Here is a 25008-nt window from a genome sequence, read left to right as displayed (position 1 = left end):
GCGGTTACATTACACCCTTCCTTTACATCAAAACAACATCATTTTAATAACATTTTAGCTACTCAGCACTAATGTTAAAAAAAGCTGATTTAGCATAATCGTAACAGGCGGGTAGTGTTAAAATTTCAGCACACCTTGATATCAGGGCTTTTATCACCAATACTCCATAGTCATGTTGAATAAAAATTCATTTATATGCATAATAATCCTATTCACTATTGACTGTTCAGGGCATAAAAAATGCGTAACCCCGCCAAACAAGAAGATCTTATCAAGGCGTTTAAAGCGTTATTGAAAGAAGAGAAATTCAGTTCTCAAGGTGAAATCGTTTTGGCCTTGCAGGAAGAAGGCTTTGAAAATATTAATCAGTCCAAAGTTTCGCGCATGTTGACCAAATTTGGTGCGGTCAGAACGCGTAATGCAAAAATGGAGATGGTTTATTGTTTACCGGCTGAATTAGGCGTTCCGACAACCAGCAGCCCACTAAAGAACCTGGTATTGGATGTCGATTATAACGATTCAGTGGTGGTGATTAACACCAGCCCAGGTGCGGCCCAATTGATCGCGCGCCTACTGGACTCATTAGGTAAAGCGGAAGGTATTCTAGGCAGTATTGCGGGTGACGATACCATTTTTACCACGCCAGCCAGAGGTTTCACTGTCGAACAGTTACACGAGGCCATCCTCCGCTTGTTTGAACAAGAGCTTTAATTCTCCACGAATTTATAGATGCGGCCTTATATGCCGCATTTTCTCATTTGGTACACATCTCCCCCTTATTAGTCCTAAATATCTCGCAACAAACAGGGCATCAGACTGCCTTATCTATTTAAAATCACTCAATACCCCTGTTTTTATTCCATTTATGGTCAAAGTCACCATACTCTTTCGCACTTTTAGTCAAAAACACTTATCGCATTGAAAAAACACTATTTTTTCTTAAAACTGCTGTTTTTTAATCAGTTTTTATTCCTTTTGGTTATTAAAAAGTAATAACTTACGAGAAAGTGACGACAAATATTATTAGCTGGCTATTAATATTCTCAGTTACTAGCTGTATACTCATTTTCGTGACGTAAATCACACTTCCTGTGAAGTGATAAAAGAATAAATAGAGGTAATAATATGAAAGTTAAAACTACTATCGCAACCATGAGCATTCTATCTGCATTGTCATTTGGTGTTTTTGCAGCTGATTCAATCAGTGAAAATCAAGCCGCTAACTTACAGCCGATGGGGACTATTACCGTCAGTGGCCTGAATGGTGCACCTTCTGATATTCGCCAGGCACTGTCTGAGAAAGCCGATGCAATGGGCGCTAAAGCTTACAAAGTGATTGAAGCTCGTGAAGAGAACAATTGGCATGCCACTGCTGAGATCTACAAGTAAGTTTAAGAAATAAAAGTAAATGCCCCGTAATAAGGGGCATACTTTCTATTTTAGGTTTTTAATATTTCGATGGTTTATTCAATAGGTTGAAAATTAACACAAAGATGAATTTTCTGACTATTGAATAGAATACTCATTGGAAATGATATTGATTTAACAGATGTATTAGATCACTACCGCAACAGAATAATCCCTCGTCGTCTATCCGACGAACCCTTTTACCCCCGCTATGCGGGGGCTTTTTTTATCCTGCTTACTCCTGAGACTGTGCCTCATACTCTGCTTTTTGACTCAAAGCACTCAATAATTTGTCATGAATACCGCCAAAGCCGCCATTACTCATCACCAGAATGTGATCCCCTGGTTGGGCTGTTTTGACAACCATATCAACTAACGTATCAATATCAGCACTCCAATACGCTGGCTGAATACAGGCTTCGGCAACTTCGACCACTTGCCATGGAATATGCTGCGGCTGGAACAAGAATACTTCATCTGCACGGCCTAATGACGGTGCCAATTCGTTTCTACACATCCCCAACTTCATGGTGTTAGAACGCGGCTCCAGTACCGCCAGAATTCGTGCTGTTCCGCCGACTTTACTGCGCAGCGCCGCCAGTGTCGCAAGAATTGCTGTAGGATGATGGGCAAAATCATCATAAACCGTGACACCATGGGCTTCACCGCGTAATTCCAACCGGCGACGGGCATTAATAAAATCCCCCAGCGCCCGACAAGCTGCAGCCGGTAGTACGCCTACATGCCGAGCAGCAGCAATAGCCATTAAGCCATTATGCATATTATGCTCACCCACCAATGACCAACTGACCTCGCCCACCAATTTATTGTCGAGGAACACTTCAAAGACACTGGCATCTACTGCGACTTTACGTGCAAACCAACGGCCCGTTTCCCCCACCAGTTCTTGTTCACTCCAGCAGCCCATCGCCATTACTTGTTTGAGATGGTTGTCATTACCCGGAATAATGATTCTGCCTGTTCCTGGTGGCACCAGGCGCACCAGATGATGAAATTGCTTCTGGATCGCATTAAGATCATCAAAGATATCAGCATGATCAAACTCAAGGTTATTCATCACCAAAGTTCTTGGGCTGTAATGAACAAATTTGGAACGCTTATCAAAGAAGGCGCAATCATATTCATCAGCTTCGATGACAAAGAATGGGCTATTGCCTAAACGAGCTGAAACATCGAAATTACCAGGCACACCACCAATGACAAAACCAGGCTCATAACCGCAAGCTTCCAGAATCCAGGCTACCATCCCAGCAGTGGTGGTCTTGCCGTGTGTACCGGCGATTGCCAATACCCAGCGCTCCGGCAACACATGGTCATGCAGCCATTGTGGGCCAGACACATACGGGATACCTTGTTCCAATACCGCTTCAACGCAAGGATTACCACGGGTCATGGCATTGCCGATAATAACGAGATCCGGTGTTGGTTTCAGCTGAGCTGGGTCATATCCCTGGATCAAGTCGATCCCTTGGTTCTCCAACTGTGTGCTCATCGGCGGATACACGTTAGCATCCGATCCCGTCACTTCATGACCTAATGAACGGGCGAGCATAGCCAAGCCGCCCATGAAAGTGCCGCAGATACCTAATATGTGAATGCGCATAAATTTTCCGTATTAATAGCTTCGAGTTTGCCACCATTCTACCGCTCAGAATCAAAGAGAAGAAATGGAATTGCCTATGAATAATTCTTACCTTTGGGCTACACTGCTGCCATTAAGTGAGTTGTTCGTTAATAAATCGATATTTAACCGTAGATTCAGGGATTGTGTCATGAAAACGTTAGGCGAATTCATCGTTGAGAAACAGTTAGACTTCTCTCACGCCACCGGCGAATTAACTGCATTACTTTCAGCAATCAAACTCGGCGCAAAAATCATTCATCGCGACATCAACAAAGCAGGTCTGGTTGATATTTTAGGTGCGAGCGGTGTTTCAAATATTCAAGGCGAAGACCAGATGAAACTCGATCTGTTTGCCAATGAAAAGTTGAAAGCAGCCCTAAAAGCGCGTGGCGAAGTGGCCGGTATCGCCTCAGAAGAAGAAGATGACATTGTTATCTTTGATGGTGGCCGCGCAGAAAATGCCAAATATGTGGTTCTGATGGATCCGCTGGATGGTTCTTCAAATATTGACGTGAATGTGTCCGTCGGTACTATTTTCTCCATCTATCGTCGCATCACCCCATTTGGCACACCGATTACTGAAGCAGACTTCCTGCAACCGGGCACTAAGCAAGTTGCGGCAGGCTATGTGGTGTACGGCTCGTCAACCATGTTGGTGTATACCACCGGTTATGGCGTCCATACCTTCACTTATGATCCATCGCTGGGCGTTTTCTGTTTATCCGGCGAAAAAGTGCGTTATCCCGCAACCGGTTGCATGTATTCCATCAACGAAGGGAACTACATTAAATTCCCATTGGGTGTGAAGAAATACATCAAATATTGCCAAGAGCAAGATGAAGCCACTCAGCGCCCATACACTTCACGCTATATTGGCTCACTGGTTGCCGACTTCCATCGTAACCTGTTGAAAGGTGGGATTTATATTTACCCAAGTACCGCCAGCCATCCGCAAGGTAAATTGCGTTTGCTGTATGAGTGCAATCCAATGGCATTCCTGGCAGAACAAGCCGGTGGGAAAGCCACTGATGGGGTTAATCGCATTCTGGATATCGTGCCGGAGAAACTGCACCAGCGCGCACCTTTCTTCGTGGGCACTAAATCCATGGTTGAAGATGCGGAAAGCTTTATCGCCAAATTCCCGGATGAAGAAGCTAAGTAACTATCGCTAACATTAGAAAACAGCGGCCACTAAGCCGCTGTTTCAGACTGCTGACAAACCCAATGACTCGATCTTGCAAGGTGAAGGCAGGTAGAAGAGTAAAGCGTCCGCGCCAGGGAGGGGTTTACGGCGTCTTTACGATCTGCCTGTTTTCACCGTTACGGGCACTTTGTCATTAACCTCAACAGCGGCCCACTAAGCCGCTGTTTTTTTATGCGACGACCGCCAGCTCATCACCTTGTAATTTAAATACTGCCATACTGGCTGACAGTGCATCGGCTTGTTCCTCTAATGAACGCGTTGCCGCAGCCGCTTGCTCCACCAATGTGGCATTCTGCTGCGCCACCTGATCCATCTGAGCTATCGCGACATTCACTTGCTCAATTCCGCTACTTTGCTCATAAGAAGCAGCTGAGATTTCGCGCATCAATGCAGTGACTCGGTTCACTTCATCGGCAATCTCATGCATGGTTTTCCCTGCGGATTCAGCCATATCCGCCCCTTCCCGCACTCGATTTTGCGATTCAACAATCAAGTCTTTAATTTCTTTTGCTGATTGTGCGCTGCGCTGAGCCAGATTGCGAACCTCGCCCGCCACCACCGCGAAACCACGGCCTTGCTCTCCGGCTCTGGCGGCTTCAACTGCCGCATTAAGCGCTAAGATGTTGGTCTGAAACGCAATACCGTCAATCACAGCAATAATATCGGAGATACGGCGTGAACTGGTGGTAATCGCCTGCATTTTATCAACAACATGGCTGACGACTTTACTGCCTTTACTGGCGATATCCGACACACTCATCGCCAGACGATTGGCTTGATCCGAGTTTTCAGCATTCATTTTCACCGTCGAGGTCAACTGCTCCATACTGGCCGCAGTCTGTTCTAATGAAGATGCCGATTCTTCAGTTCGTTCCGCCAAATGGTTATTACCTGCGGCTAATTCTCGCGATCCAATACCAATTTGACCACCGACATCGCGCACATTACTGACAGACGCCACCAGCGATTGCTGCATGGTTTGCAGCGCTTTTGCCAGCCGGGCCAACTCCGTATTGCCCTCACTGTTGATATTGTGAGTTAAATCGCCATCAGCTATATATTCCAACTGATGAATTGATTGCTCCAATGGCTGCAAAATGATGTATTTAAGCGCAAACCACGCCAATACCGCAGAAATTAAGGTGATTATGCCCGCAGCCACAATGATGGCTAATTTAATTTTGGCGGCACTATTGGCTTTATCAATTTGTAAATGACCAGCATTCAACGCATAACTGCGAAAGGTCGCGACATCATTATTAAATGCTTTGCTGATATCGGTAATGCTCTTTTCCAGCACCTCGTAATACTCATCAGCGTAACCGGCCTTGATGGCCGTCAGCATAGGTATAACGCCCTTATCAACATAATTTTTATAACTTTTTTGGATATTAGTCGCCAGTTCCTGCCCCTCTCCCCGCTCAGATACTGCGCTGACAAATCGTGCCATCTCCCTTTGCGATAATGCCAGTGACTCTTCGGCCTGCTTTGCAGTTTGCAAAGACTCATCAATCAAGCCTATCTCTAATTGATGAATGGCCAATGCCGCCTCAGTTCTGGCGCTTAATGTAGCAGTAAAGCTATTTGATAATGATCCCAGCTCCTCCCCTTGGATTTGATTGATGGCCTGTAATGCGCGTGAGCTTTCCTGGATTGAATTAATGCCAATTACGCTGACGATTAATAAAATCAATGACATAAGGCTTAACTGGGCAATAAGCCCATTCTTAATGGTAATCTTTTTTAACATCGGTTTTTTCCGGTTATGTGCAAATGGTTAAGATTACAAAGTGTTAGCAGTACAGTGGACTGTCTTATTATTTGCTTAAGTTATCGGCGCTAAGAGAGTCGTCTTGAACCACCACCGGAAAAACAGCTTAAAATAGATGCAATTAGATAATGACGGTATTTTATCTCCCTGGAATGGCCTTGTTTCAGGCAATATCACCATCATCAAGCAGTGAAAAGGACAGGAATTCAGATAAGACTTGGCTATAATAGCCAGCACTCCATTTCTGGTTTGATAAAAGGAAACCGACATGAGCTTGAACCAAGTACCCGCAGGTAAAGACCTGCCAGAAGATATCTATGTTGTGATCGAAATCCCGGCGAACGCGGATCCGATCAAATACGAAATCGATAAAGAGACTGGATCTCTGTTTGTAGACCGCTTCATGTCTACTGCGATGTTTTATCCGTGCAACTACGGTTACATCAACAATACCTTGTCATTAGATGGGGACCCGGTTGATGTGCTGGTACCAACGCCATATCCGTTGCAGCCAGGCTCAGTTATTCGTTGCCGCCCAGTTGGCGTGTTGAAAATGACTGACGAAGCAGGCGAAGATGCCAAGCTGGTTGCGGTTCCGCACAGCAAACTGACCAAAGAATATGACCACGTTAAAGACGTGCAAGACTTGCCAGAGCTGCTGAAAGCTCAAATCAAACATTTCTTTGAGCATTACAAAGATCTGGAAACGGGCAAGTGGGTGAAAGTGGACGGTTGGGAAGATGCCGCTGCCGCTAAAGCCGAAATCCTGTCCTCTTTCGAACGCGCTAAAAAGTAGTTTTCTATTTTATATAACAGAAAATACATAGCAAAAACACCGCCATTGTGCGGTGTTTCAGACTGCTGACAAACCTCGATAACTCGATGTTGCAAGGTGAAGGCAGGTAGAAGAGTAAAGCGTCCGCGCCAGGGACGGCGCGGCTCGAGCCCCCAGGGAGGGGTTTACGGCGTCTTTACGATCTGCCTGTTTTCACCGTTACGGGTATTTTGTCATTAACCTCAAACACCGCCATTGTGCGGTGTTTTTTTTGCTTATCTAGCGTTGCGGCTTATCATTTTCTTCATGGCGCTTAAGCCAATCACCACTGTAAATCCGTGGTAATCCTTCAACCGGTAAACGGTAAAGGTATATCCAGGCACTGCCGTAAGGCGTCTGGATCAATTCACGCCGATAATCCTTGGTATTACTTTTCAGTTCATCTAACTCATTCATAATAGATGAGTTAATCCGATAAACTTCACAATGCACGGTGCCATCTCCGGGAACCACTGCCGGATAATGACCTAAGTTGTACATATCAAAGCCTTCCAGGTCATGTTCGCCCAACAATTGGGCGTCCGTCATCCAGTGACTGTTACCTTGCTTGCGCCGTAAACTACCGTAGACAATAATTCGCATTGTTAGAACTCAAACTGATAAAGCACATCTAATGCCTGATCAATACCAGACACCGCTTCCAGATACAACCTGGGCATCAACCGATAACGTAATGTTAACGTAGCCAGCGAATCAAATATACCCACACCGTATTTTACTTGCAGATCTTTGGTGACATAGCCGCTCACCACCACTTGTGAGCTATCACCAACCCCTTGAGTATCCAGTGCCAGATTGCTGACGCCAAATGCCTCGCCGATTTTACCCACAAGCTTACCACTTTGCGCAACCCCCATGCCGACCAACATTGAAGTCATCAGCCCGCTGTCTGCTCCTGAATTGCCCAACCCTTGCCCACGTAACAAGTAAGATAGCGCTTCTTGCTGCGACATCGCCGGATCTGAGAATATTTCCAGCCGTGGTGAATCAGCCATACCTGTCACACGCACACCAGCAGTCACGCCATCGGCGGTGGCATCAGGGTTACGGATTGCCTCAATATTAAGCAGCGGTTGATCCGGTGGCCCAGAGAACAACAATACCCCTTTGTTAACAATCAAGTCCTGACCATAAGCGCGGAAACTACCGGATGGGATATTAATCTGCCCATTCAGGCCCAAGCCGCGCTGGTCCTGTATCATTTTCAAATCGCCCTGTAGGCGCGCTTTCAGGCCAAATGCATTCAGGCGAACATCATTACCAACATGAATAACCAAGTTGCTGTTAATTGGGATACCAGCTGTGCGCGGTGAAATAGGCTGCAAATCATTATTGAGCATCACTTCATCCGGCGAGACACCGACGGCGCTTTCCGGCACTTCTTGCACCGTAATACGCGCCCACGGGATGTCCACCGAGCCATTAAGACTAAACAGTTGCGGCGTGGCTTCAAAAACAATGTCCGGAGAAACATCAATCCGCACCATTGGCGGGACTGTGACCCGTAATTTATTGCCTTTCGCCGCAATTCTGGCCCGCCAGGCATTGATATCACGCCAGTCGGCATCGCCGGATAGATTAAGTTGCCCCTGCGAGGTGCGAATTAGCCCCTCTAGCGTCGAGGTCATACCGTCGAAATTCATCACCAGACGCCCTTCGGTGATATCAAACGGCATCCAACTCCCATCAACATCCACATTGTCCAGCGCCAGCCGGCCAAAGACTAACGGGCTTTTCGCATTGCCGCCTAAACGGAGATTGGCATTTAATAAGCCAGAGGCTTTTTCACCATCACTCAGGATAGGATTGATCATTGCCAACGAGAAATTACTGATAGCAATGTTACCGGATAGATTACGCCGCCCCTCAGGGTCAGCCACCTGCACCTGTCCAGAGAATTGGCCATTATTCACCAGTTTAATCAACCAGTCGGCCCGTACCTGCCCATTAGCCAAACCACCATTTAAATTCAGTGTTTCAAAGGCGATCGGCAGAGGATTACCCTGTACCATTTGTTGAACTTTGACGCCATTGCCACTGAGTGATACCCGCACATCTGGCAAGCTACCACCAGCTTTCCAACTCACATCGGCCCGACCTGTAAACACACCACTCATAGTGGTATCCGGGCCAAGGAACGGTTTTATCATCGCTAAATCAAAGCGATTAAGTACCACACTCGCCTGCCCACTCGGGCCTGCTTCAATCGCACGCGGCACACAAAGTTCCGCATTCGGATTAAGCCAGCAATGTGGCCCGATGGTGACCCGCTCAAGTGTGTTTTGGTAATCCAATGCGATGGCTCGACTTAAACGCCATTCACCTACCGGCGTATCAAAGCGCGTGTTATTGAGAGTCCCGCGCCAGCGCTCTTGCTGCCGGTCAAAGCTTCCCTCCAGCGCCAATTGGCCAGAAACTGGCTCCCCCTGCATATTCAGGCGCAACTGATGCTGTTTTTCACTGCCACGGGCATCTAACGTTAGGAGGCTTACCACCAGATCGGCTTGCTTGAGCTGCTCAACCCTAATGGCCAGTTGGCCTTGAATTTGATCTGTCGAGCGAACATCACCATCAATCTTGATCCGATTAATGGTCAATTCTTGCCATTGCAGGCGGCTCGCGGTGAGATCTGCCAACAGTTGTGGCGCTTTAAGGTTACCGCGTAATTTCAGTGTGCCTTTAACAATGCCGCCCAATCCCGGCAACGCGCCATCAAGCTGCGGTGCATCGACATTGGCATCAAGCAGCCAGTTGTCATTTAGGTCACCTTTGACATCCAGCTTATTACGGCCTAATGCCAGATTGATACCCGGAATATGCCACTGCCCTGCTGCATTACCGGTCAATGAACCGCGAGCAGTAACGCGATTCTGTTTCACATTGCCGTCCAACGTCAGCTCCGGCACTTGTAATTGCCAACTGCCGCCATGAATACTGCCGCGAGTCACAATCTTGCCATCCAGTTTTGCCGGCCACTCCGGCCACTGTTTGGCGGTATTAATCCCTGACAGAGTTAATACCGAGTTCCAACTGATCGCCTTACTCCAATCCACCACACCGGTCAGATCGGTATTACCTTGCAGCGCTGCCAGGCGCAAACGCGTCAGATTGAATTGCTCAACATTCCCTTTGCCGTCCAATGTGAAGATAGCGGGCGGCAAGTCAGTACCTTTAAAGTCCGAGCGGATTGAGAGTGCGTAATCTGTCGCCTGCCCATTAAGCCGCATTCTGAGATTATCGAGTTGAAATTGAGGTTCGCCGCTCAGTGGCCAGCGTAGTTGCTTACTTTGCAGGGTCAGTGCCATGGGCAACCCCGCCTGTGCTAACGCGGTTTCAGCTTCCAATTGCGCGCTCACCGGGCCGGACAAATTAAGCGCGACGTTGAGTTGTTCGCGTAACCCGCCCCCCACAGTCAGTTTCACTTTTTCGCCCTTCAGTGGCGCAATGTTCAACGCACTGTTGACGGTGATACTCAGCGGCCACGTATCTGCTAGCGTCGCCTCACCACGGGCAGACAGCCCACCCCGTGGCGATTTGATATCCAGTGTATCCAGTGTGATGCGGTTATCTTGAGTGCTGGCTTGCAGTAACAGACTGGTGATAAGCACATCGGTGTCACCGGTTAGCCGAAGCTGCTGCCCTGAAATCTCTTTAATCTGTAAATCCAGCGGCAACCGGAAATCTGGCAAATCGGGTAATAGTGGCTTGGCAAATAGCTCTTTTAAGGTTTCACCCAGAGGGGTTTCGGCTGGCGCGGGGGCCGCAGCCTGTTGCTCAACCGCTTCTTTGACGGCGATAGCGGTTTCCACTGCGGGCTTCGCCGCATCAGGGACGATAGCGGGCACTGTTTTCGGTAATGCAATCAATAACCCACTGATTTTAGTCGGCATCAAGTTCAATGCACGCTGCTGCCAATGCGCGCCAGTGCGGAATTCATTTAGTGAAATCGCCGTGTCATCAATAGTCACTTTGACATTATTCAGCGATAGTAAACGTAGGGTGATGGGATACGGAGTACTCAATTCAGCCATAGGTTCAGTGCTGGCAGGTGCGGGGGCGGTAGGTTCCATAGCTTTGGTATCGACTACCACATCCACATCTTGTGCTGTCAGCGCATTAACACACAGCTCACTGCGTTTCAGACATGATAGCTGCAATGACAGATGAAACTGCCCCGCTTTCACGGTAACGCCCGGCATTTGGTATTGGATGCCTTTGAGTGTCAGATCTCGCCAGCCACCGCTGACACTGGCTATATCCAGGCCAGGCACCCAACGCGCGGCACTGTTGATAACAAAATGCAAACCACTGGTGGTACCAAGTAAGCCCGCCAGAGTTCCCACCAACAACAGAATAATGAGCAAAAATGCGATACTGAGTCGCTTTACCCACCTCAGTTTCTTTACCGGCAGCGGTTTTTTTACCGGCATCTGTTCCTCTATTTGCGTCGGTTCTTTTATGCGAGTCATAGTTCAGGCCCCAAACCGATGTAAAATTGCACGCCATGTGCTTCGTTATCACCAATAGGCTTCGCGATATCCAGTTTAATCGGGCCGACCGGGGAAGCCCAACGCACGCCAAACCCAGCGCCAGTTTTTAAATCACTTTTGCGAATATCATTTACCGCTTCACCGGTATCGACGAACACCGCCCCCCACCAACGGCCAGTGACGTTATATTGGTATTCGAAAGAACCGGTAGCTAATTTAGAAGCACCAGTTAACTTACCTTCGCTGTCACGCGGAGAAATATCACGGAATTTATAGCCTCGAATACTGCGGTCCCCACCGGCGAAGAAGCGCAATGACGGCGGTACACGGTCAAAATCATTGGTTTCAATCCACCCCAAATTGCCACGCGCCACAAAGCGGTTTTTCTCACCCAGAGTGCGTATCCACACGTTTTGCGCCTGGAAGATACCGAAATCAACATCAGATCCCCAGGTGGTATCCGACCAATCAATGGAATAGCGTTGGCTATCACCCCAGACCGGCATGGCTCCCCCACGCTGGCGAGTGCGGTTAATGCTCACCCCCGGATACAACAGCATGGTGGTGTCGGTCACACTACCCTGAGTAAAGTGATCCAGACTCCAGCGCAGGTTGATCGCACGCTGCCAACCGCTGGATAAATCCCAGAAACGAGCAACGTTGAGTGTCGTAGTATCTGATTTGGTGTCATTAAGATCAGTGCGTTTAAACCCGCCCTGTAACAGGTAATACTGTTCGAGTGGATTTTTTAACAGCGGGATGCGATAGCTGAAATCCAGCGTCTGCTCAGGAGCCGAGAGTGTGGTACTCGTCGTCAGGCTGTGCCCGTAGGAGTTCACCCAAGGTTTACGCCAACTCGCCGTCAGGCGCGGGCCGACATCCGTGGCATAACCGCCCCCCCAGCTCAACAGTATTCTCTGTTCGAGGGGTCACAACAGCATCAAGCGGCAATATTTTGGTTTTTTTCGCATCATGAAAATCTGGCGAAACCACCACAGAGTTAAACCAGTTGGTAGCGGACAGGCGGCGGTTCAACTCGGCCAACTCATCAGAGGTGTACAGCTCACCCTCATGAAATGGCACCAGATTTTGCAGATAGTCCTCACGGATTTGTGAGCCCTGGAAAATGACTTTACCGAAGCGATAGCGCTCGCCGCTGTCGAAATCGATATCCCAGAATGCTTCGCGCAGTTCAGCAGCAACACCCAACTGACTTTTGATCATATTGGCATCAAAATAACCGCGGCGTAAAGCCAGGCCAGTCAGTGAACTTTTGAAATTATCAAAGTCGCCATGATTAAGAACCGAGCCAATTTTTGGGGTATCGCGGCGCACCAGTGCCAGATAGTCGGGATCGGTTTTCGCGCCACCTTGCAGCACGATATCCACACCAGCAATCAAAACCGGCTCTCCGGGAACCACTTTGGCGATTAACACCGAACGAGCAGGTGCAGGGCGTTGTTGTAAATCGAAAGTAATGGTGGGGTCGTAATAACCCAAAGCACGTAGCCCCTGACGGATGGCTTCATCCACCCTGGAACGAAATCGCCCATCAGCCGTGACTTCATCAGTACTTATTGTTGATAAACGCGCCCTGACGTTTCTTTCTAAATCCCCGCTAAGCCCCTCAACCTGCAACCGCACATTAGCGGCATAGGCGATAGGTGTGGCGAGCAATACACATAAAAAACACAGAATAGGGTATCGTGGCACGCGTACTCCTGATTAGGTCTACTTTCCTGTAAAAAACGATCTTGCGGGCATGTGTGTGAAAAAGCCCAATCAAACACACTATACTCTAAATAATTCGAGTTGCAGGAAGGCGGCAAGCGAGAGAAACCCGATGAGCTTACTGTTTTGTAAGTGATTCGGGTGATTGAACGTAGCCAACGCACATGCAGCTTGAAGTATGACGAGTATATTATCCCGCGTACAAAGACCGATTAAAGCCTATAACCCCTAAAACTCTACCTTAAGCCGCTACATTTATGCGGAATGGCTCTTATTGTGTGCAAACTCGCCATCAGATACAACTGTCTATCGCCATTCACTGTAAACATCTTGTTAGCAATTTACTGTAAACTTAGGATTCACTGTCAACATCGGAGTCTATTGTGGTGCAAAATTTTGATAAAACTGCCGTCATTGATGCGGCTAATGCTTTGCCGGGCCGACTGACACCGATGCCGGTCGCAACTCTCCATGTGGTGAATGGACACTCCATGACACATGTCCCCGAGGGTATGGAAGTTGCTATCTTCGCCATGGGCTGCTTCTGGGGTGTTGAGCGCCTGTTTTGGCAACAACCGGGCGTATATAGCACCGCCGCGGGTTACAGTGGTGGATACACACCAAATCCAACCTACCATGAAGTGTGTAGTGGCCGCACCGCGCACGCAGAAGTGGTTCGAGTTGTGTTTGATCCTGCCATCATTAGTTATAAGCAACTATTGCAGATTTTCTGGGAAAACCACGATCCCGCTCAGGGAATGCGTCAAGGTGGAGATGTCGGAACGCAATATCGTTCAGCTATTTACGTGTTGACCCCCGAGCAGGAAACGCAAGCGCAAGAGAGTCAGGCTCTGTTCCAACAAGCCATGACAAAAGCAGGTGACAGCCGAGCTATCACTAGTGAGATTGCCGCTGCCCTGCCGTTTTACTACGCCGAAGATGACCACCAGCAATATCTATACAAAAATCCACAGGGATATTGCGGCCTGGGCGGTATCGGCGTTTGTATGCCTCCTAATTTGTAAGGCTGGCGGCGCTCTCATCGCTGCTGCTAACCCTAATGACTTGGAGTTGCAGGTAGGCAGCAAGCGAACGCATCACGATGAGCTTACTCAAGTAAGTGATTCGGGTAAGTGAACGTAACTAACACCGCTGCAACTTAAAGTAAGACGGGTTATACTACTTCGGGCTGTTTACTCAGCCCGATAACGACTTTCTGCCGTTATCTAGAAACTAATTGAATTAACCGAAATAACAGTATGGCCCTTCCTTACGATCGCCGGCGCTATCGTCGGTACGACACGGACAGATTATGTTAAACAGTATTTTACTGATTCTATTTTTAATCGCAGTGAGTGCCTTCTTCTCGTTATCAGAGATTTCACTCGCAGCATCGCGAAAAATTAAATTAAAACTTCTGGCAGATGAAGGCGATATCAACGCCTTACGAGTACTTAAATTACAAGAAACTCCGGGGATTTTCTTCACCGTGGTTCAGATTGGGCTGAATGCCGTCGCCATCCTCGGTGGTATTGTCGGTGATGCGGCATTCTCGCCCTCTTTCAAGGTGGTATTTGAACGTTTTATGTCGCCTGAGCTTGCCGATCAAGTCAGTTTCATTTGCTCATTTGTCCTGGTAACCAGCTTATTTATTCTGTTTGCAGATTTAACCCCGAAGCGCATCGGTATGATTTCACCTGAAGCAGTTGCTGTGCGGATCGTCAACCCGATGCGCTTCTGCATAATGATTTGTCGCCCATTAGTTTGGTTCTTCAATGGGATGGCGAACCTGATCTTCCGCCTATTCAAGCTACCAATGGTTCGCAATGATGACATTACCTCGGATGATATCTACGCGGTTGTGGAAGCGGGTGCATTGGCAGGGGTGCTACGCAAGCAAGAACACGAGCTGATTGAAAACGTTTTTGAACTGGAATCCCGCACCGTCCCTTCTTCCATGACTTCACGCGAAAGTGTGATTTATTTTGATCTACGGGAAAGCGAAGACAGCATCAAAGAGAAGATTTCGACCCACCCGCATTCAAAATTCCTGGTCTGCGATGGTCATATCGATCAAGTGGTGGGGTATGTTGACTCCAAAGATTTGCTCAACCGAGTGTTGGGCAACCAGAGCCTGGTGCTGAGCAGTGGGGTGCAAATTCGCTCGGCCTTGATTGTGCCAGATACCCTGACACTTTCTGAAGCGCTGGAAAGCTTTAAAACTGCCGGTGAAGACTTTGCGGTTATCCTCAACGAATATGCTTTGGTCGTTGGGATAATTACGTTGAATGACGTAATGACTACCTTGATGGGCGATTTGGTCGGCCAAGGGCAGGAAGAACAGATTGTCGCCCGTGATGAAAGCTCATGGCTGATTGAGGGCGGTACGCCAATTGAAGACGTCATGCGCGTGCTGCATATCGACGAATTCCCACAATCGGGCAATTATGAAACTATCGGCGGCTTTATGATGTATATGTTACGCAAAATTCCAAAGCGTACTGATTTCGTCAAATATGCCGGTTATAAGTTTGAAGTAGTGGACATCGATAGCTATAAAATCGATCAGTTACTGGTGACCAAACTCAGTGATCAGCCAGCGCCAATATTGCCAAAAGCACCGCATGAAAGCAGTGACGCATAACCGCTGATATTTTTGTGATGATTGAAACATTAGCGGCTCCTATTTAGGAGCCGCAATTAATTCAGTTCGGACTGATATCATACCCAAAGTTATTGGAGTTACAGCTAGGCAGCAAGCGAATAAACCCCGATGAGCTTACTCAAGTGAGTGATTCGGGTGAGTGAGTGCCGCTAACAACGCTGTGACTTCAAGAAAGAAGGGTATCTGTTTGCAAACGCATCACTTGCCGGTTAACTTCCGACATCACCTCAAAATGGCGTTTATCCCTAACTTTCGGGATTAAAATTTTGCCCTTATCAAACTCAAAAGCCCCCATATCCTTGATATACAACCGACCGCGAAATAGCGTTTTGACATACATCGCGATTTTTGCCGGATTGTAACGTTGGAAGATCCTCATTGTTTTACTTTCCTCCCATAGCACTAGTACGTACCCTCTGGCGCCTTAGCGACCAAGATCACAGGTAGCGTAAGATAATTGCAGAGTAATAGACCTAGAGTATGGAGTTAAGTTCCCGCAAAACCAGTCATTGATGCTGACTTTACATAATATTACAGTGTGAGTGAGAGAAAATGAGAGCTTAAGACAGAATAACCATCTAGTCAGTGTTAGAAATAATTATTTTAGACAAACAGGACAGACCTCTGATCTGCACCTATTATTGGGAAACTTGTCTGCTGTCAGGACTAAGTCACCATTCATAAGATCCTAAAGGACACCCCATGATAAAAAATAGCCTGCTTATACTGTCGCTGCTGTTAACCCCCTTTATGGCTAGCGCGCTCACCATCCAACTTGACCAGCGGGTTCCGCCAGTAGGTGTCAGCGATAAAGGCGAATTAAACTACGATAAGGCTACTGATCAGTTTAGCTATAAAAACTGGAATAGCTCGCAATTGCCCGGCAAAGTGCGAGTTGTCCAGCATATTGCTGGCCGCACATCAGCAAAAGAACTGAATGCGCCGTTGGTGGAAGCTATTAAACACGCCAATTTGCCACACGAACATTACCAAACGACGACAATCGTTAATACCGATGACGCCATCATCGGTACCGCGATGTTTGTGCGTAATAGCATTGAAAGCAATAAGCGGGAATTTCCCTGGTCGCAGTTTGTGGTCGACAGCAATGGGAGTGTCAAAAAGGCCTGGGGTTTAGCGGAGAAAGGGTCGGCTATCGTGGTACTGGACCAACAAGGAAACGTTAAGTTTGTCAAAGACGGTGCGCTGACCGCAGAAGAAGTGCAGCAGGTCATCGACCAACTGCACCAGCTTGTGAAACAGTAAAACTAGAACAAAGACACTCTAAAGCCGGGGTTCAGGAAAGATTCACGTGGGATATAAGAAAGTGGTTTACCCTGCCAATCGTGAACTTGTGCCCCGGCAGCTATGGCGACTGCATGCCCAGCGGCGGTGTCCCACACATTGGTCGGCCCAAAGCGAGGATATAGTTGCGCTTTTCCTTCAGCGACCAAACAAAACTTGAGTGATGAACCAACCGCTACCGTCTGATGTTCGCCCAATTGCGCCAAATAATCTTCCAACTCAGCATCACTGTGAGAGCGGCTGACAACCACCAGCGGCGGAATGGCATCACGCACCTCAATCTGCATACGCCGACCACACTCTTCTTTCCATGCCTGGCCGTTTTCCGCGCTATACATCACTTCGCTCGCCGGAGCATAAACTACCCCCAGCACTGGTACCCCTTGGTCAATCAGAGCGATATTGACGGTGAATTCGCCATTGCGACTCAAAAATTCTTTGGTGCCATCCAGTGGGTCAACCAACCAATAGCGCTGCCAGTGCTGGCGCACTGCCCAAGTCGGTGGATCCTCTTCAGATAACAGAGGAATGTCAGGGGTCAATGCCGCCAACCCGGCTTTGATAATTTGATGGGCGGCAAGATCCGCCGCCGTAACGGGCGAATCATCTTTTTTATGGGCCACATCAAGGGGCTTCTCCCCCTGATAGACCGCCATAATCGCCACGCCTGCCTCGCGGGCCAACTGGCAAATTTGCTCTAACATCATCCACCCCTTGGTTTTATGAGTCATGTCGAATATTGATAGTGGTGCTTAAATCAATAAGGGTTCCAGTAAGAACTCGCTCTATATTCATTTTAGAACGCAAAGCGAAAATAAAAATTAATCATTACCAAGCCGAGCATCCCTTTGGCAGACTAATTATTTTCCGTCCAAATAGCCACCTTTGTCTGATAACCCTCAATAAAATAAGGGAAATTTGCCTACTGCAACTGTGAGCATCTTGGCGTTATCCAAAACCATTTTCTGCCAAACTTCACACTTTGTTATGACGACCTATACCCTAAATAATTCGAGTTGCGGGAAGGCGGTAACGAAATGAACCCAAGGAGTTGAGATAACTCAATGACTTGGGTGAGTGATGGCAGCCAACGCACATGCAGCTTGAAGTATGACGAGTATATTAAATTTACATATTCTTTTGCGATACAGGTCGAATTGTTTTCTTAATGGAAAAGCCACGATGGAGAAAGCCATGTTTAAGCGTCCGCTGACGTTATCCCTTCTTGCCAGCCTGATTGCTCTCACAACCTCAACCGCGCAGGCCGCAACTGTTGATTTGCGAGTACTGGAAACCACCGACCTGCACAGCAATATGATGGATTTCGATTATTACAAAGACAAACCTACGGAGAAATTCGGTCTGGTTCGTACGGCAAGTCTGATTGAAGCGGCTCGCCAACAAGCCACTAACAGTGTGCTGGTAGATAATGGCGACCTGATTCAGGGCAGCCCACTGGGCGATTATATGGCCGCCAAAGGGCTAAAGGCCGGTGAAATTCACCCTGTTTATAAGGCAATGAACACACTGGATTATGCCGTGGGCAACATCGGCAATCATGAATTTAATTATGGTCTGGATTATCTAAAAAAATCACTGGCGGGGGCTAAATTCCCCTATGTGAATGCCAATGTCATTGATGTCAAAACCGGTAAGCCACTGTTTCAGCCTTATTTAATTGTTGATACCCCAGTAAAGGATCGCGACGGTAAAAACCATAACCTGCGTATTGGCTACATTGGTTTTGTGCCTCCGCAAGTCATGATATGGGATAAAGCCAACCTTACCGGCAAAGTTACCGTCGATGACATCACCGAAACTGCTAAAAAATGGGTACCGGAAATGCGTAAGCAAGGTGCCAACTTAGTGGTCGCCATCCCCCACTCCGGCCTCTCCAGTGACCCTTACAAAACTATGGCGGAAAACTCGGTTTACTACCTCAGCCAGGTGCCAGGAATTGATGCCATTATGTTTGGCCATGCCCACGCCGTTTTCCCGAGTAAAGACTTTGCCACTATCAAAGGGGCAGATATCGCTCAGGGAACATTAAACGGTATTCCAGCTGTGATGCCAGGCCAGTGGGGTGACCACCTTGGAGTGGTTGATTTTGTGTTGAATAATGACCAAGGTCAATGGCAGGTAACTCAAGCCAAGGCCGAAGCCCGCCCTATCTTTGATAAAGCGACACAAAAATCGCTGGCCGCCGAAAATGCAAACTTGATGAAAGTGTTAGCCGCCGATCACCAAGGCACCCGTGATTTTGTCAGCCAGCCGATCGGCACAGCATCGGATAATATGTATAGCTATCTGTCGCTGATCCAAGACGATCCGACAGTACAAATTGTCAATAATGCCCAGCGCGCCTATACCGAGCACTTTATTCAGGGCGATCCTGACTTGGCCGATTTACCGGTACTTTCCGCCGCTGCGCCATTTAAAGCCGGCGGCCGCAAAAATGACCCTGCTAGTTTTGTCGAAGTGGAAAAAGGCGAACTGACTTTCCGCAACGCCGCCGACCTCTATCTTTACCCGAACACATTGGTGGTAGTGAAAGCCAGTGGCGCGGATGTTAAGCAGTGGCTGGAGTGCTCCGCCGCACAATTTAATCAAATTGATGTGAATAGCAGTAAACCGCAATCACTGATTAACTGGGATAGTTTCCGTACTTATAATTTCGATGTTATCGATGGGGTTAACTATGAAATTGATGTCAGCCAGCCTGCTCGCTATGACGGCGAATGCGCGCTGATTAATGACAAAGCTGAGCGCATCAAAAACCTGACGTTTAATGGTAAACCTATTGATCCGCAAGCCACATTCCTGATTGCCACCAATAACTACCGCGCCTATAGCGGTAAATTTGCTGGCACCGGTGATAGTCATATTGCGTTCGCCTCTCCAGATGAAAACCGAGCGGTTCTGTCAGCTTATATCAGTGCAGAAACTAAAAAGCATGGGCAGGTGACCCCACAAGCGGATAACAACTGGCGTCTGGCGACGCTGAATAGTCAGCAGCCGCTGGATATTCGTTTTGAAACCTCACCAAGTACCAAAGCCGCTGAATTTATTAAGCAAAAAGCGCAATACCCAATGAAAGCAATGGGTACTGACGAGATCGGTTTCGCCGTATACAAAATAGATTTACAGAAGTAATAATCTGAATTGAAGTATTAAAATGCAAAAGGGCGACATCACGTCGCCCTTTCTCATATCGCTGCGCGTGGAAATTATAAAATTTCCAACAGTTCCACTTCAAACATTAATGCGCTGAATGGTGGGATCGTCGCACCAGCACCACGCTCGCCATAAGCCAGATTGTGCGGGATGTACAACTTCCACTTAGAGCCAACTGGCATCATGGACAGAGCTTCAATCCAGCCCGGAATAACACCGCTAACTGGGAATTCTGCAGGTTGGCCACGTTCAACTGAGCTATCAAATACAGTGCCATCCACCAGACGGCCAGTATAGTGCACCCGTACACGGTCTTGACGGGATGGGATTGGGCCATCACCCGCCTGTAATACAGAGAATTGTAAGCCAGATTCAGTGGTGGTGACGTCATCACGCTTGGCATTCTCTTCCAGGAATGTTTTCCCTTCCTCTACCAAAGCCTGTTGGCGCTCAATACGCACTTTATCAGCTTTTTCATGCACTTCCTGTAGCGCGCGATGTATAACATCAACAGGAACGGTCGGTGCATTCCCTTCCATCGCGTCACGCAAACCTGCCAACAGTGTTTCTGGCAGTAAACCTTCCAGCCCGGACTCTTGCAATTGTTGCCCGATTTGTAAACCAATTCCGTAGCTTGCTTGCGCTTCAACGCTATCAAAAGAAGGGGTTGTCATGGATTTTCCTTTAGTCGCTAATCATGTCGAAGCCGCCAGCATAACAGCAGCAGGGGAGCGCGGTAAAATCTTGCTTCGCGAATGATGACTTTTGTCGTAGAAAAAGAAACAATGGCAGCAGGCTAATAGGGAATACCCCGTTTAGGTATCATAATATTCTGTTTTTTGCCATTAGTCAGATAGTGGCTTAACCCAACTTCAAGCAAGAAGGGTTATACTTAGAAGCCTATGGGTAAAGTAGCATTTTATTATTTATGTAGTTTTACGTAGCCGAAGAGAGGTCACCATGGGCAGAATCGCGCCCAGGAGAAGGAAAAGCACTCGGGTTTATCAGCCACTGCTGCACACCTGGCTGAGTATCAGGCAGAGAATAATGCCAGATGCTAAAAATGTTGATGATCACAATCTGATGTCTGAAGTCAGTGCGTCTGAACACATTTCTCCTGCTGAGGATATCACCTCTACTGAAAATAATGTGTCCCCTGAAACTGTCGCTACCGCCGCACAGGAAAAAGGGATTAAAAAACTACTGCTGAAAATCTGGCACTTGCCGGACAGTTTTGCATGGATGGAGCCATTACCTCACTTTCACCGTCGCTGGGTCATTATCGCAACCACAGTATTGCTGCTGGCACTGTTGTGGCCAGTTTCCCGTGATAACACCAATAGCGCATTCCCGGTGAGTGCACCGTCCACAGACGTGCCACTACAGGCCCAATTACAGGGTAATCTTGATGCTCCGCCACCTCCAACGGTGGCGCCTCCGCTTACACCTGAGGCGACTCCCCCGTTACAAGGAAATTGGCAGAGTTATCAAATTCAAGCAGGGAAAACGCTGGCACAGTTATTTCGCGATAATAATTTGCCGGTAAATGAAGTTTTTGCCATGGCGCAAGCCGAAGGTAATGATAAACCGCTCAGTAACCTTAAAGCCGGCCAGGAAGTCAAAATTATGCTGGACGCACAAGGCGTGGTCGCCGCTTTAGCTATTGAAACCACCAATAGTACCGAAGTGCTGTTTACCCGCCAAAGCGATGGCAGCTATCGTCGCGTGCGTTAATGGTAGCCAACCTAGCCCCTTCTATCTAACGCCTTATTTTCTTTGATATTGTCATCCGAACGCCCCTCGAATTAAGTTGTTTTGGATGGTTTACGCCATCCACTAGCAGACGGCTGTATTTATAAATAGAGGGGATGATGATGAAATATAAATTACCTTTTGCGTTGCTATTAATGCCCTTTAGCGCATTTGCAACACAGCATTGCCCAGCCATTGATACTATCAAGCACAACAATGGAGTCTATACCGCAACCACTGCCGGTGTCGATGAGTGGATTGGTACCGTGCAAGGAGAAATTCCCCAGGACAGCGCGATTAAGAGTTTCCATGAAGCCCTTCTGATTCTCAATAGTGATGGTGGGGAAGATAATATTATTGATCAGGGACGGTTCCAAAAATGTACCTATAACTTGCAAGCCGAAGGTAAATTAATTGATATGTACTTTGATAACCAAACCTGGCGAGCATCTATCAGTGGAAAACCACATTGGCGGTATCAGCAGACTACTTTTCTTGAGATTTATAGCTGTTCGGGGGTGGCACCTGAACTGTGTGCATTTGATATTATGTTGCCAGCGGCACCCTAAGGCCTTTTGTCCCTTGACCAAAAAGCAAAACGCCAGCACGAGGCTGGCGTTTTAACAGGTTTACAGCAGCGTAACTTACGCTTCTGGAACCACGATCACGTTCAGTTTAGCGAACACGTCGCTGTGTACCTGGAAGTGAACTTCATGATCACCAGTGGTACGCAGAACGCCATTCGGCAGACGAACTTCGCTCTTGGCTACTTCAACGCCAGCTGCAGTAACTGCATCAGCGATGTCGCGAGTACCGATAGAGCCGAACAGTTTGCCTTCATCACCTGCTTTAGAAGCGATGGTGACGCTGACCAGTTCGTTAATTTTGGTTGCGCGAGCTTCAGCAGCAGCCAGAACGCCAGCCAATTTGGCTTCCAATTCTGCACGGCGTGCTTCAAAGAACTCAACGTTTTTCTTAGTTGCCGGAACAGCTTTACCCTGTGGAACCAGGAAGTTACGAGCGTAGCCCGCTTTAACGTTCACTTGGTCACCCAGGCTGCCCAGGTTTGCTACTTTATCAAGCAGAATAACTTGCATTACCTTATCCTCTCAAAGTCGTTAATGGACAGTGGCCGATTACTGATGACGATCAGTGTACGGCAACAAAGACAGGTAGCGTGCGCGCTTGATACAACGGGCGAGCTGACGCTGGTATTTTGCGCGAGTACCGGTAATACGGCTCGGGACAATTTTACCACTTTCAGTGATATAGTTTTTCAGCGTAGCGATATCTTTATAATCAATCTCTACAACGCCTTCCGCGGTAAAACGGCAGAACTTGCGACGACGGAAATAACGTGCCATTTGGCTAGTCTCCAGAATCTATAAATTCAATCTGCTCGGCATGCAGAACCAATTTGTTTAGCCCATTGCGGCCTTGATGGCAGCTAATGAAGCCTTCAACGGTTAACTGACTGCCGACCGTTATACTGTGAGTTAATGCTTGTGACTTTTGCCCGCTGACGATGATGGGCATTCTGCACCATGTTTGTCGGCTAAATCCGGCTTCCTGCTGTGTTGATCGGTGCTCAAGCACAAATTGACAATGCGGAATTCCAGAAGGACTTACTTTTCGAACCGGTGTCTTGCACACAGTGCCAGAAAGTACCAGACGATTAGTGGTCACCACGGCAATTACTCTTCAGAATCCCCAGCTTCAGAATCATCATTGGCTTCTGACGCGAAGTCGTGACGCTCACGGCGTTCGTCTTTCGCTTTAACCATTGGTGATGCTTCAGTTACCGCGTGCTTAACGCGCATAACCATGCTACGGATAACGGCGTCGTTGAAGCGGAAGTTTGTTTCCAGCTCATCGATCGCTTCCTGCGGCGCTTCAACGTTCAGCAGAACGTAGTGAGCTTTATGCAGTTTGTTGATCGGATAAGCCAGTTGACGGCGGCCCCAGTCTTCCAGACGGTGGATCGTACCAGCAGCATTAGTGATAGTTGCACTATAGCGCTCGATCATGCCCGGAACCTGTTCGCTTTGGTCAGGATGGACCATAAAAACGATTTCGTAATGACGCATCGATTATTGCTCCTTACGGATTATTCAGCCTCCTGATAGGGTCAACCGCGGCCCATGGAGGCAAGGAACGTGTTTGTGTGCGGCTGAAAAATGACGCGTAACTATACTTGCGGACGGTTTGAAACTCAAGGACTGCCGGGGATTTATTCTTGTTCTAACCATTACTCAACTAAAACCGCACTTTTTGTTCATTAAATAACCAATGGATGTAGATCCATTAGTCTACTAAATATTTCAATCAAATCATTAGCTCAACATAAATATCATTCACTTTTTTTGACCAAGTGAATCAATTGCCACCTATTTTTAAATTAACAAAAGCGACTAGAATTATTTACATCCACCGCACATCCCCAATAGATTTCAATATGTAGGAAGGCGGCAAGCAAGAGAACCCCGATGAGCTTACTCAAGTAAGTGATTCGGGTGAACGAGAGCAGCCAACACACCTACAGGTTGAAAGATGACGGGGATACAAGCGGCGCAGCTAACTGAAAGTTATTCAAAATATATAAACATACCCTACATAATTCGTGTAGCAGGACGGCAGCAAACACGCCTGCGGCTCGAAATATGATGGGTATAAGATATTGGAGTCACCTATGAAACATACAGTTGCCATCGCAGCCGCACTCGGCTTGGTATTATCAACCAGCACGTTTGCCGCCACAGAAATAACCGCTCAACAAGCTATGCAGCAACAGCGCGTCAGTATCGGTGCTCTGTCACTGGGTCACAATGTCATTTCTCCTGATGATGCCACTGCACAAATCAGTAAATTAGCTGATGAACGCGGTGCTACCTCTTATCAGATAATTGCTATGCATGAACCCGGCGACAACAGTTCCATGCACGTTAATGCCGTTCTCTATCGCTAAGATTCAATAGATAAATACAACACCAGAGAAACACCTATAAAAAAGACAATACTCATTCCCATTC

The 25008-nt window shown here is 47.6% G+C and carries 22 protein-coding genes and 1 pseudogene; 11 read left to right on the top strand and 12 right to left on the bottom strand.

The genetic code is table 11. The features are described 5' to 3' along the window. Nucleotides 1-240: 240 nt before the first annotated feature. On the top strand, nt 241-711 hold the full coding sequence (argR, locus tag FGL26_RS18150) for a transcriptional regulator ArgR (RefSeq protein WP_004389210.1): 471 nt from the start codon (nt 241-243) through the stop codon (nt 709-711). Nucleotides 712-1125: 414 nt separating this feature from the next. Beyond that, nucleotides 1126-1389 carry a peroxide/acid stress response protein YhcN gene (gene yhcN, locus FGL26_RS18145; RefSeq protein ID WP_005175416.1) on the top strand — a complete coding sequence of 88 codons (264 nt, stop codon included), beginning with the start codon at nt 1126-1128 and terminating at the stop codon, nt 1387-1389. 253 nt (nt 1390-1642) lie between these two features. On the opposite strand, the gene mpl is transcribed toward yhcN, so the two are convergent. After that, nucleotides 1643-3031 (bottom strand): UDP-N-acetylmuramate:L-alanyl-gamma-D-glutamyl-meso-diaminopimelate ligase, encoded by a 1389-nt coding sequence (mpl, locus tag FGL26_RS18140; RefSeq protein ID WP_005175418.1) that lies wholly within the window; start codon nt 3029-3031, stop codon nt 1643-1645. A 169-nt stretch (nt 3032-3200) separates the two neighbouring features. Between mpl and fbp the strand changes: the two genes are divergently transcribed. Then, nucleotides 3201-4214 carry a class 1 fructose-bisphosphatase gene (fbp, locus tag FGL26_RS18135; protein WP_005175420.1) on the top strand — a complete coding sequence of 338 codons (1014 nt, stop codon included), beginning with the start codon at nt 3201-3203 and terminating at the stop codon, nt 4212-4214. Nucleotides 4215-4425: 211 nt separating this feature from the next. Here the strand turns inward: fbp and FGL26_RS18130 are convergent, their stop codons facing one another. Next, on the bottom strand, nt 4426-6006 hold the full coding sequence (locus FGL26_RS18130; protein ID WP_005175422.1) for a methyl-accepting chemotaxis protein: 1581 nt from the start codon (nt 6004-6006) through the stop codon (nt 4426-4428). 289 nt (nt 6007-6295) lie between these two features. Between FGL26_RS18130 and ppa the strand changes: the two genes are divergently transcribed. Then, nucleotides 6296-6823 carry an inorganic diphosphatase gene (gene ppa, locus FGL26_RS18125; protein WP_002210169.1) on the top strand — a complete coding sequence of 176 codons (528 nt, stop codon included), beginning with the start codon at nt 6296-6298 and terminating at the stop codon, nt 6821-6823. A gap of 258 nt (nt 6824-7081) precedes the next feature. Here the strand turns inward: ppa and FGL26_RS18120 are convergent, their stop codons facing one another. The 3 genes and pseudogenes from FGL26_RS18120 to tamA form a co-directional block, all read right to left on the bottom strand. Further along, nucleotides 7082-7444 (bottom strand): gamma-glutamylcyclotransferase family protein, encoded by a 363-nt coding sequence (locus FGL26_RS18120; RefSeq protein ID WP_005156325.1) that lies wholly within the window; start codon nt 7442-7444, stop codon nt 7082-7084. Between the two features lie 2 nt (nt 7445-7446). Next, a complete protein-coding gene (gene tamB, locus FGL26_RS18115; protein ID WP_086017227.1) occupies nt 7447-11259 on the bottom strand; it encodes an autotransporter assembly complex protein TamB in 3813 nt (1270 codons plus the stop codon). Between the two features lie 68 nt (nt 11260-11327). Further along, nucleotides 11328-13065, bottom strand: a pseudogene (tamA, locus tag FGL26_RS18110) (autotransporter assembly complex protein TamA). Between the two features lie 404 nt (nt 13066-13469). On the opposite strand from tamA, the gene msrA reads away from it, so the two are divergent. Both msrA and paeA read left to right on the top strand, forming a co-directional pair. Then, entirely contained in the window at nt 13470-14108 is a 639-nt protein-coding gene (gene msrA / locus FGL26_RS18105) for a peptide-methionine (S)-S-oxide reductase MsrA (protein ID WP_005175425.1), read from the top strand. A gap of 287 nt (nt 14109-14395) precedes the next feature. Next, nucleotides 14396-15727 (top strand): polyamine export protein PaeA, encoded by a 1332-nt coding sequence (paeA, locus tag FGL26_RS18100; RefSeq protein WP_005175426.1) that lies wholly within the window; start codon nt 14396-14398, stop codon nt 15725-15727. A gap of 187 nt (nt 15728-15914) precedes the next feature. Here paeA and FGL26_RS18095 read toward each other — a convergent pair whose 3' ends face one another. Beyond that, on the bottom strand, nt 15915-16127 hold the full coding sequence (locus FGL26_RS18095; RefSeq protein ID WP_005175427.1) for a DUF1107 domain-containing protein: 213 nt from the start codon (nt 16125-16127) through the stop codon (nt 15915-15917). Between the two features lie 323 nt (nt 16128-16450). Between FGL26_RS18095 and FGL26_RS18090 the strand changes: the two genes are divergently transcribed. Then, the gene (locus FGL26_RS18090; protein ID WP_032908738.1) at nt 16451-17014 is read left to right on the top strand and encodes a YtfJ family protein; all 564 of its coding nucleotides are present in this window, start codon (nt 16451-16453) and stop codon (nt 17012-17014) included. Between the two features lie 2 nt (nt 17015-17016). On the opposite strand, the gene cysQ is transcribed toward FGL26_RS18090, so the two are convergent. Continuing rightward, the gene (gene cysQ / locus FGL26_RS18085; RefSeq protein ID WP_005175462.1) at nt 17017-17757 is read right to left on the bottom strand and encodes a 3'(2'),5'-bisphosphate nucleotidase CysQ; all 741 of its coding nucleotides are present in this window, start codon (nt 17755-17757) and stop codon (nt 17017-17019) included. 478 nt (nt 17758-18235) lie between these two features. Between cysQ and FGL26_RS18080 the strand changes: the two genes are divergently transcribed. Further along, on the top strand, nt 18236-20206 hold the full coding sequence (locus FGL26_RS18080) for a bifunctional 2',3'-cyclic-nucleotide 2'-phosphodiesterase/3'-nucleotidase (RefSeq protein ID WP_032912922.1): 1971 nt from the start codon (nt 18236-18238) through the stop codon (nt 20204-20206). Nucleotides 20207-20280: 74 nt separating this feature from the next. On the opposite strand, the gene bamJ is transcribed toward FGL26_RS18080, so the two are convergent. After that, nucleotides 20281-20901 (bottom strand): BamJ family beta-barrel-assembly machinery protein, encoded by a 621-nt coding sequence (gene bamJ / locus FGL26_RS18075; protein WP_005175467.1) that lies wholly within the window; start codon nt 20899-20901, stop codon nt 20281-20283. A gap of 286 nt (nt 20902-21187) precedes the next feature. Between bamJ and FGL26_RS18070 the strand changes: the two genes are divergently transcribed. Together FGL26_RS18070 and FGL26_RS18065 are read left to right on the top strand one after the other, a co-directional pair. Next, a complete protein-coding gene (locus tag FGL26_RS18070; RefSeq protein WP_005175470.1) occupies nt 21188-21961 on the top strand; it encodes a LysM-like peptidoglycan-binding domain-containing protein in 774 nt (257 codons plus the stop codon). Nucleotides 21962-22098: 137 nt separating this feature from the next. Further along, complete coding sequence (locus tag FGL26_RS18065) at nt 22099-22548, top strand: DUF3757 domain-containing protein (RefSeq protein ID WP_072075733.1); 450 nt, start codon at nt 22099-22101, stop codon at nt 22546-22548. Nucleotides 22549-22623: 75 nt separating this feature from the next. On the opposite strand, the gene rplI is transcribed toward FGL26_RS18065, so the two are convergent. From rplI to rpsF, 4 genes are read right to left on the bottom strand one after another with little or no spacing between them, the layout of a single operon-like run. Next, nucleotides 22624-23076: a 50S ribosomal protein L9 gene (rplI, locus tag FGL26_RS18060; protein ID WP_005175476.1), complete on the bottom strand. Its 453-nt coding sequence runs from the start codon at nt 23074-23076 to the stop codon at nt 22624-22626. Nucleotides 23077-23115: 39 nt separating this feature from the next. Continuing rightward, complete coding sequence (gene rpsR / locus FGL26_RS18055) at nt 23116-23343, bottom strand: 30S ribosomal protein S18 (protein WP_002210155.1); 228 nt, start codon at nt 23341-23343, stop codon at nt 23116-23118. Between the two features lie 4 nt (nt 23344-23347). Beyond that, on the bottom strand, nt 23348-23668 hold the full coding sequence (gene priB, locus FGL26_RS18050) for a primosomal replication protein N (RefSeq protein ID WP_020282467.1): 321 nt from the start codon (nt 23666-23668) through the stop codon (nt 23348-23350). A 5-nt stretch (nt 23669-23673) separates the two neighbouring features. After that, nucleotides 23674-24066 carry a 30S ribosomal protein S6 gene (gene rpsF, locus FGL26_RS18045; protein ID WP_002210153.1) on the bottom strand — a complete coding sequence of 131 codons (393 nt, stop codon included), beginning with the start codon at nt 24064-24066 and terminating at the stop codon, nt 23674-23676. Between the two features lie 602 nt (nt 24067-24668). Between rpsF and FGL26_RS18035 the strand changes: the two genes are divergently transcribed. Then, nucleotides 24669-24944 carry a YdgH/BhsA/McbA family protein gene (locus tag FGL26_RS18035; RefSeq protein ID WP_005175480.1) on the top strand — a complete coding sequence of 92 codons (276 nt, stop codon included), beginning with the start codon at nt 24669-24671 and terminating at the stop codon, nt 24942-24944. The last annotated feature ends 64 nt before the right edge of the window (nt 24945-25008 follow it).

This window comes from Yersinia enterocolitica subsp. enterocolitica (assembly GCF_901472495.1).
Lineage (GTDB): Bacteria > Pseudomonadota > Gammaproteobacteria > Enterobacterales > Enterobacteriaceae > Yersinia > Yersinia enterocolitica.
This window is presented reverse-complemented; position numbering and strand designations above follow the sequence as displayed.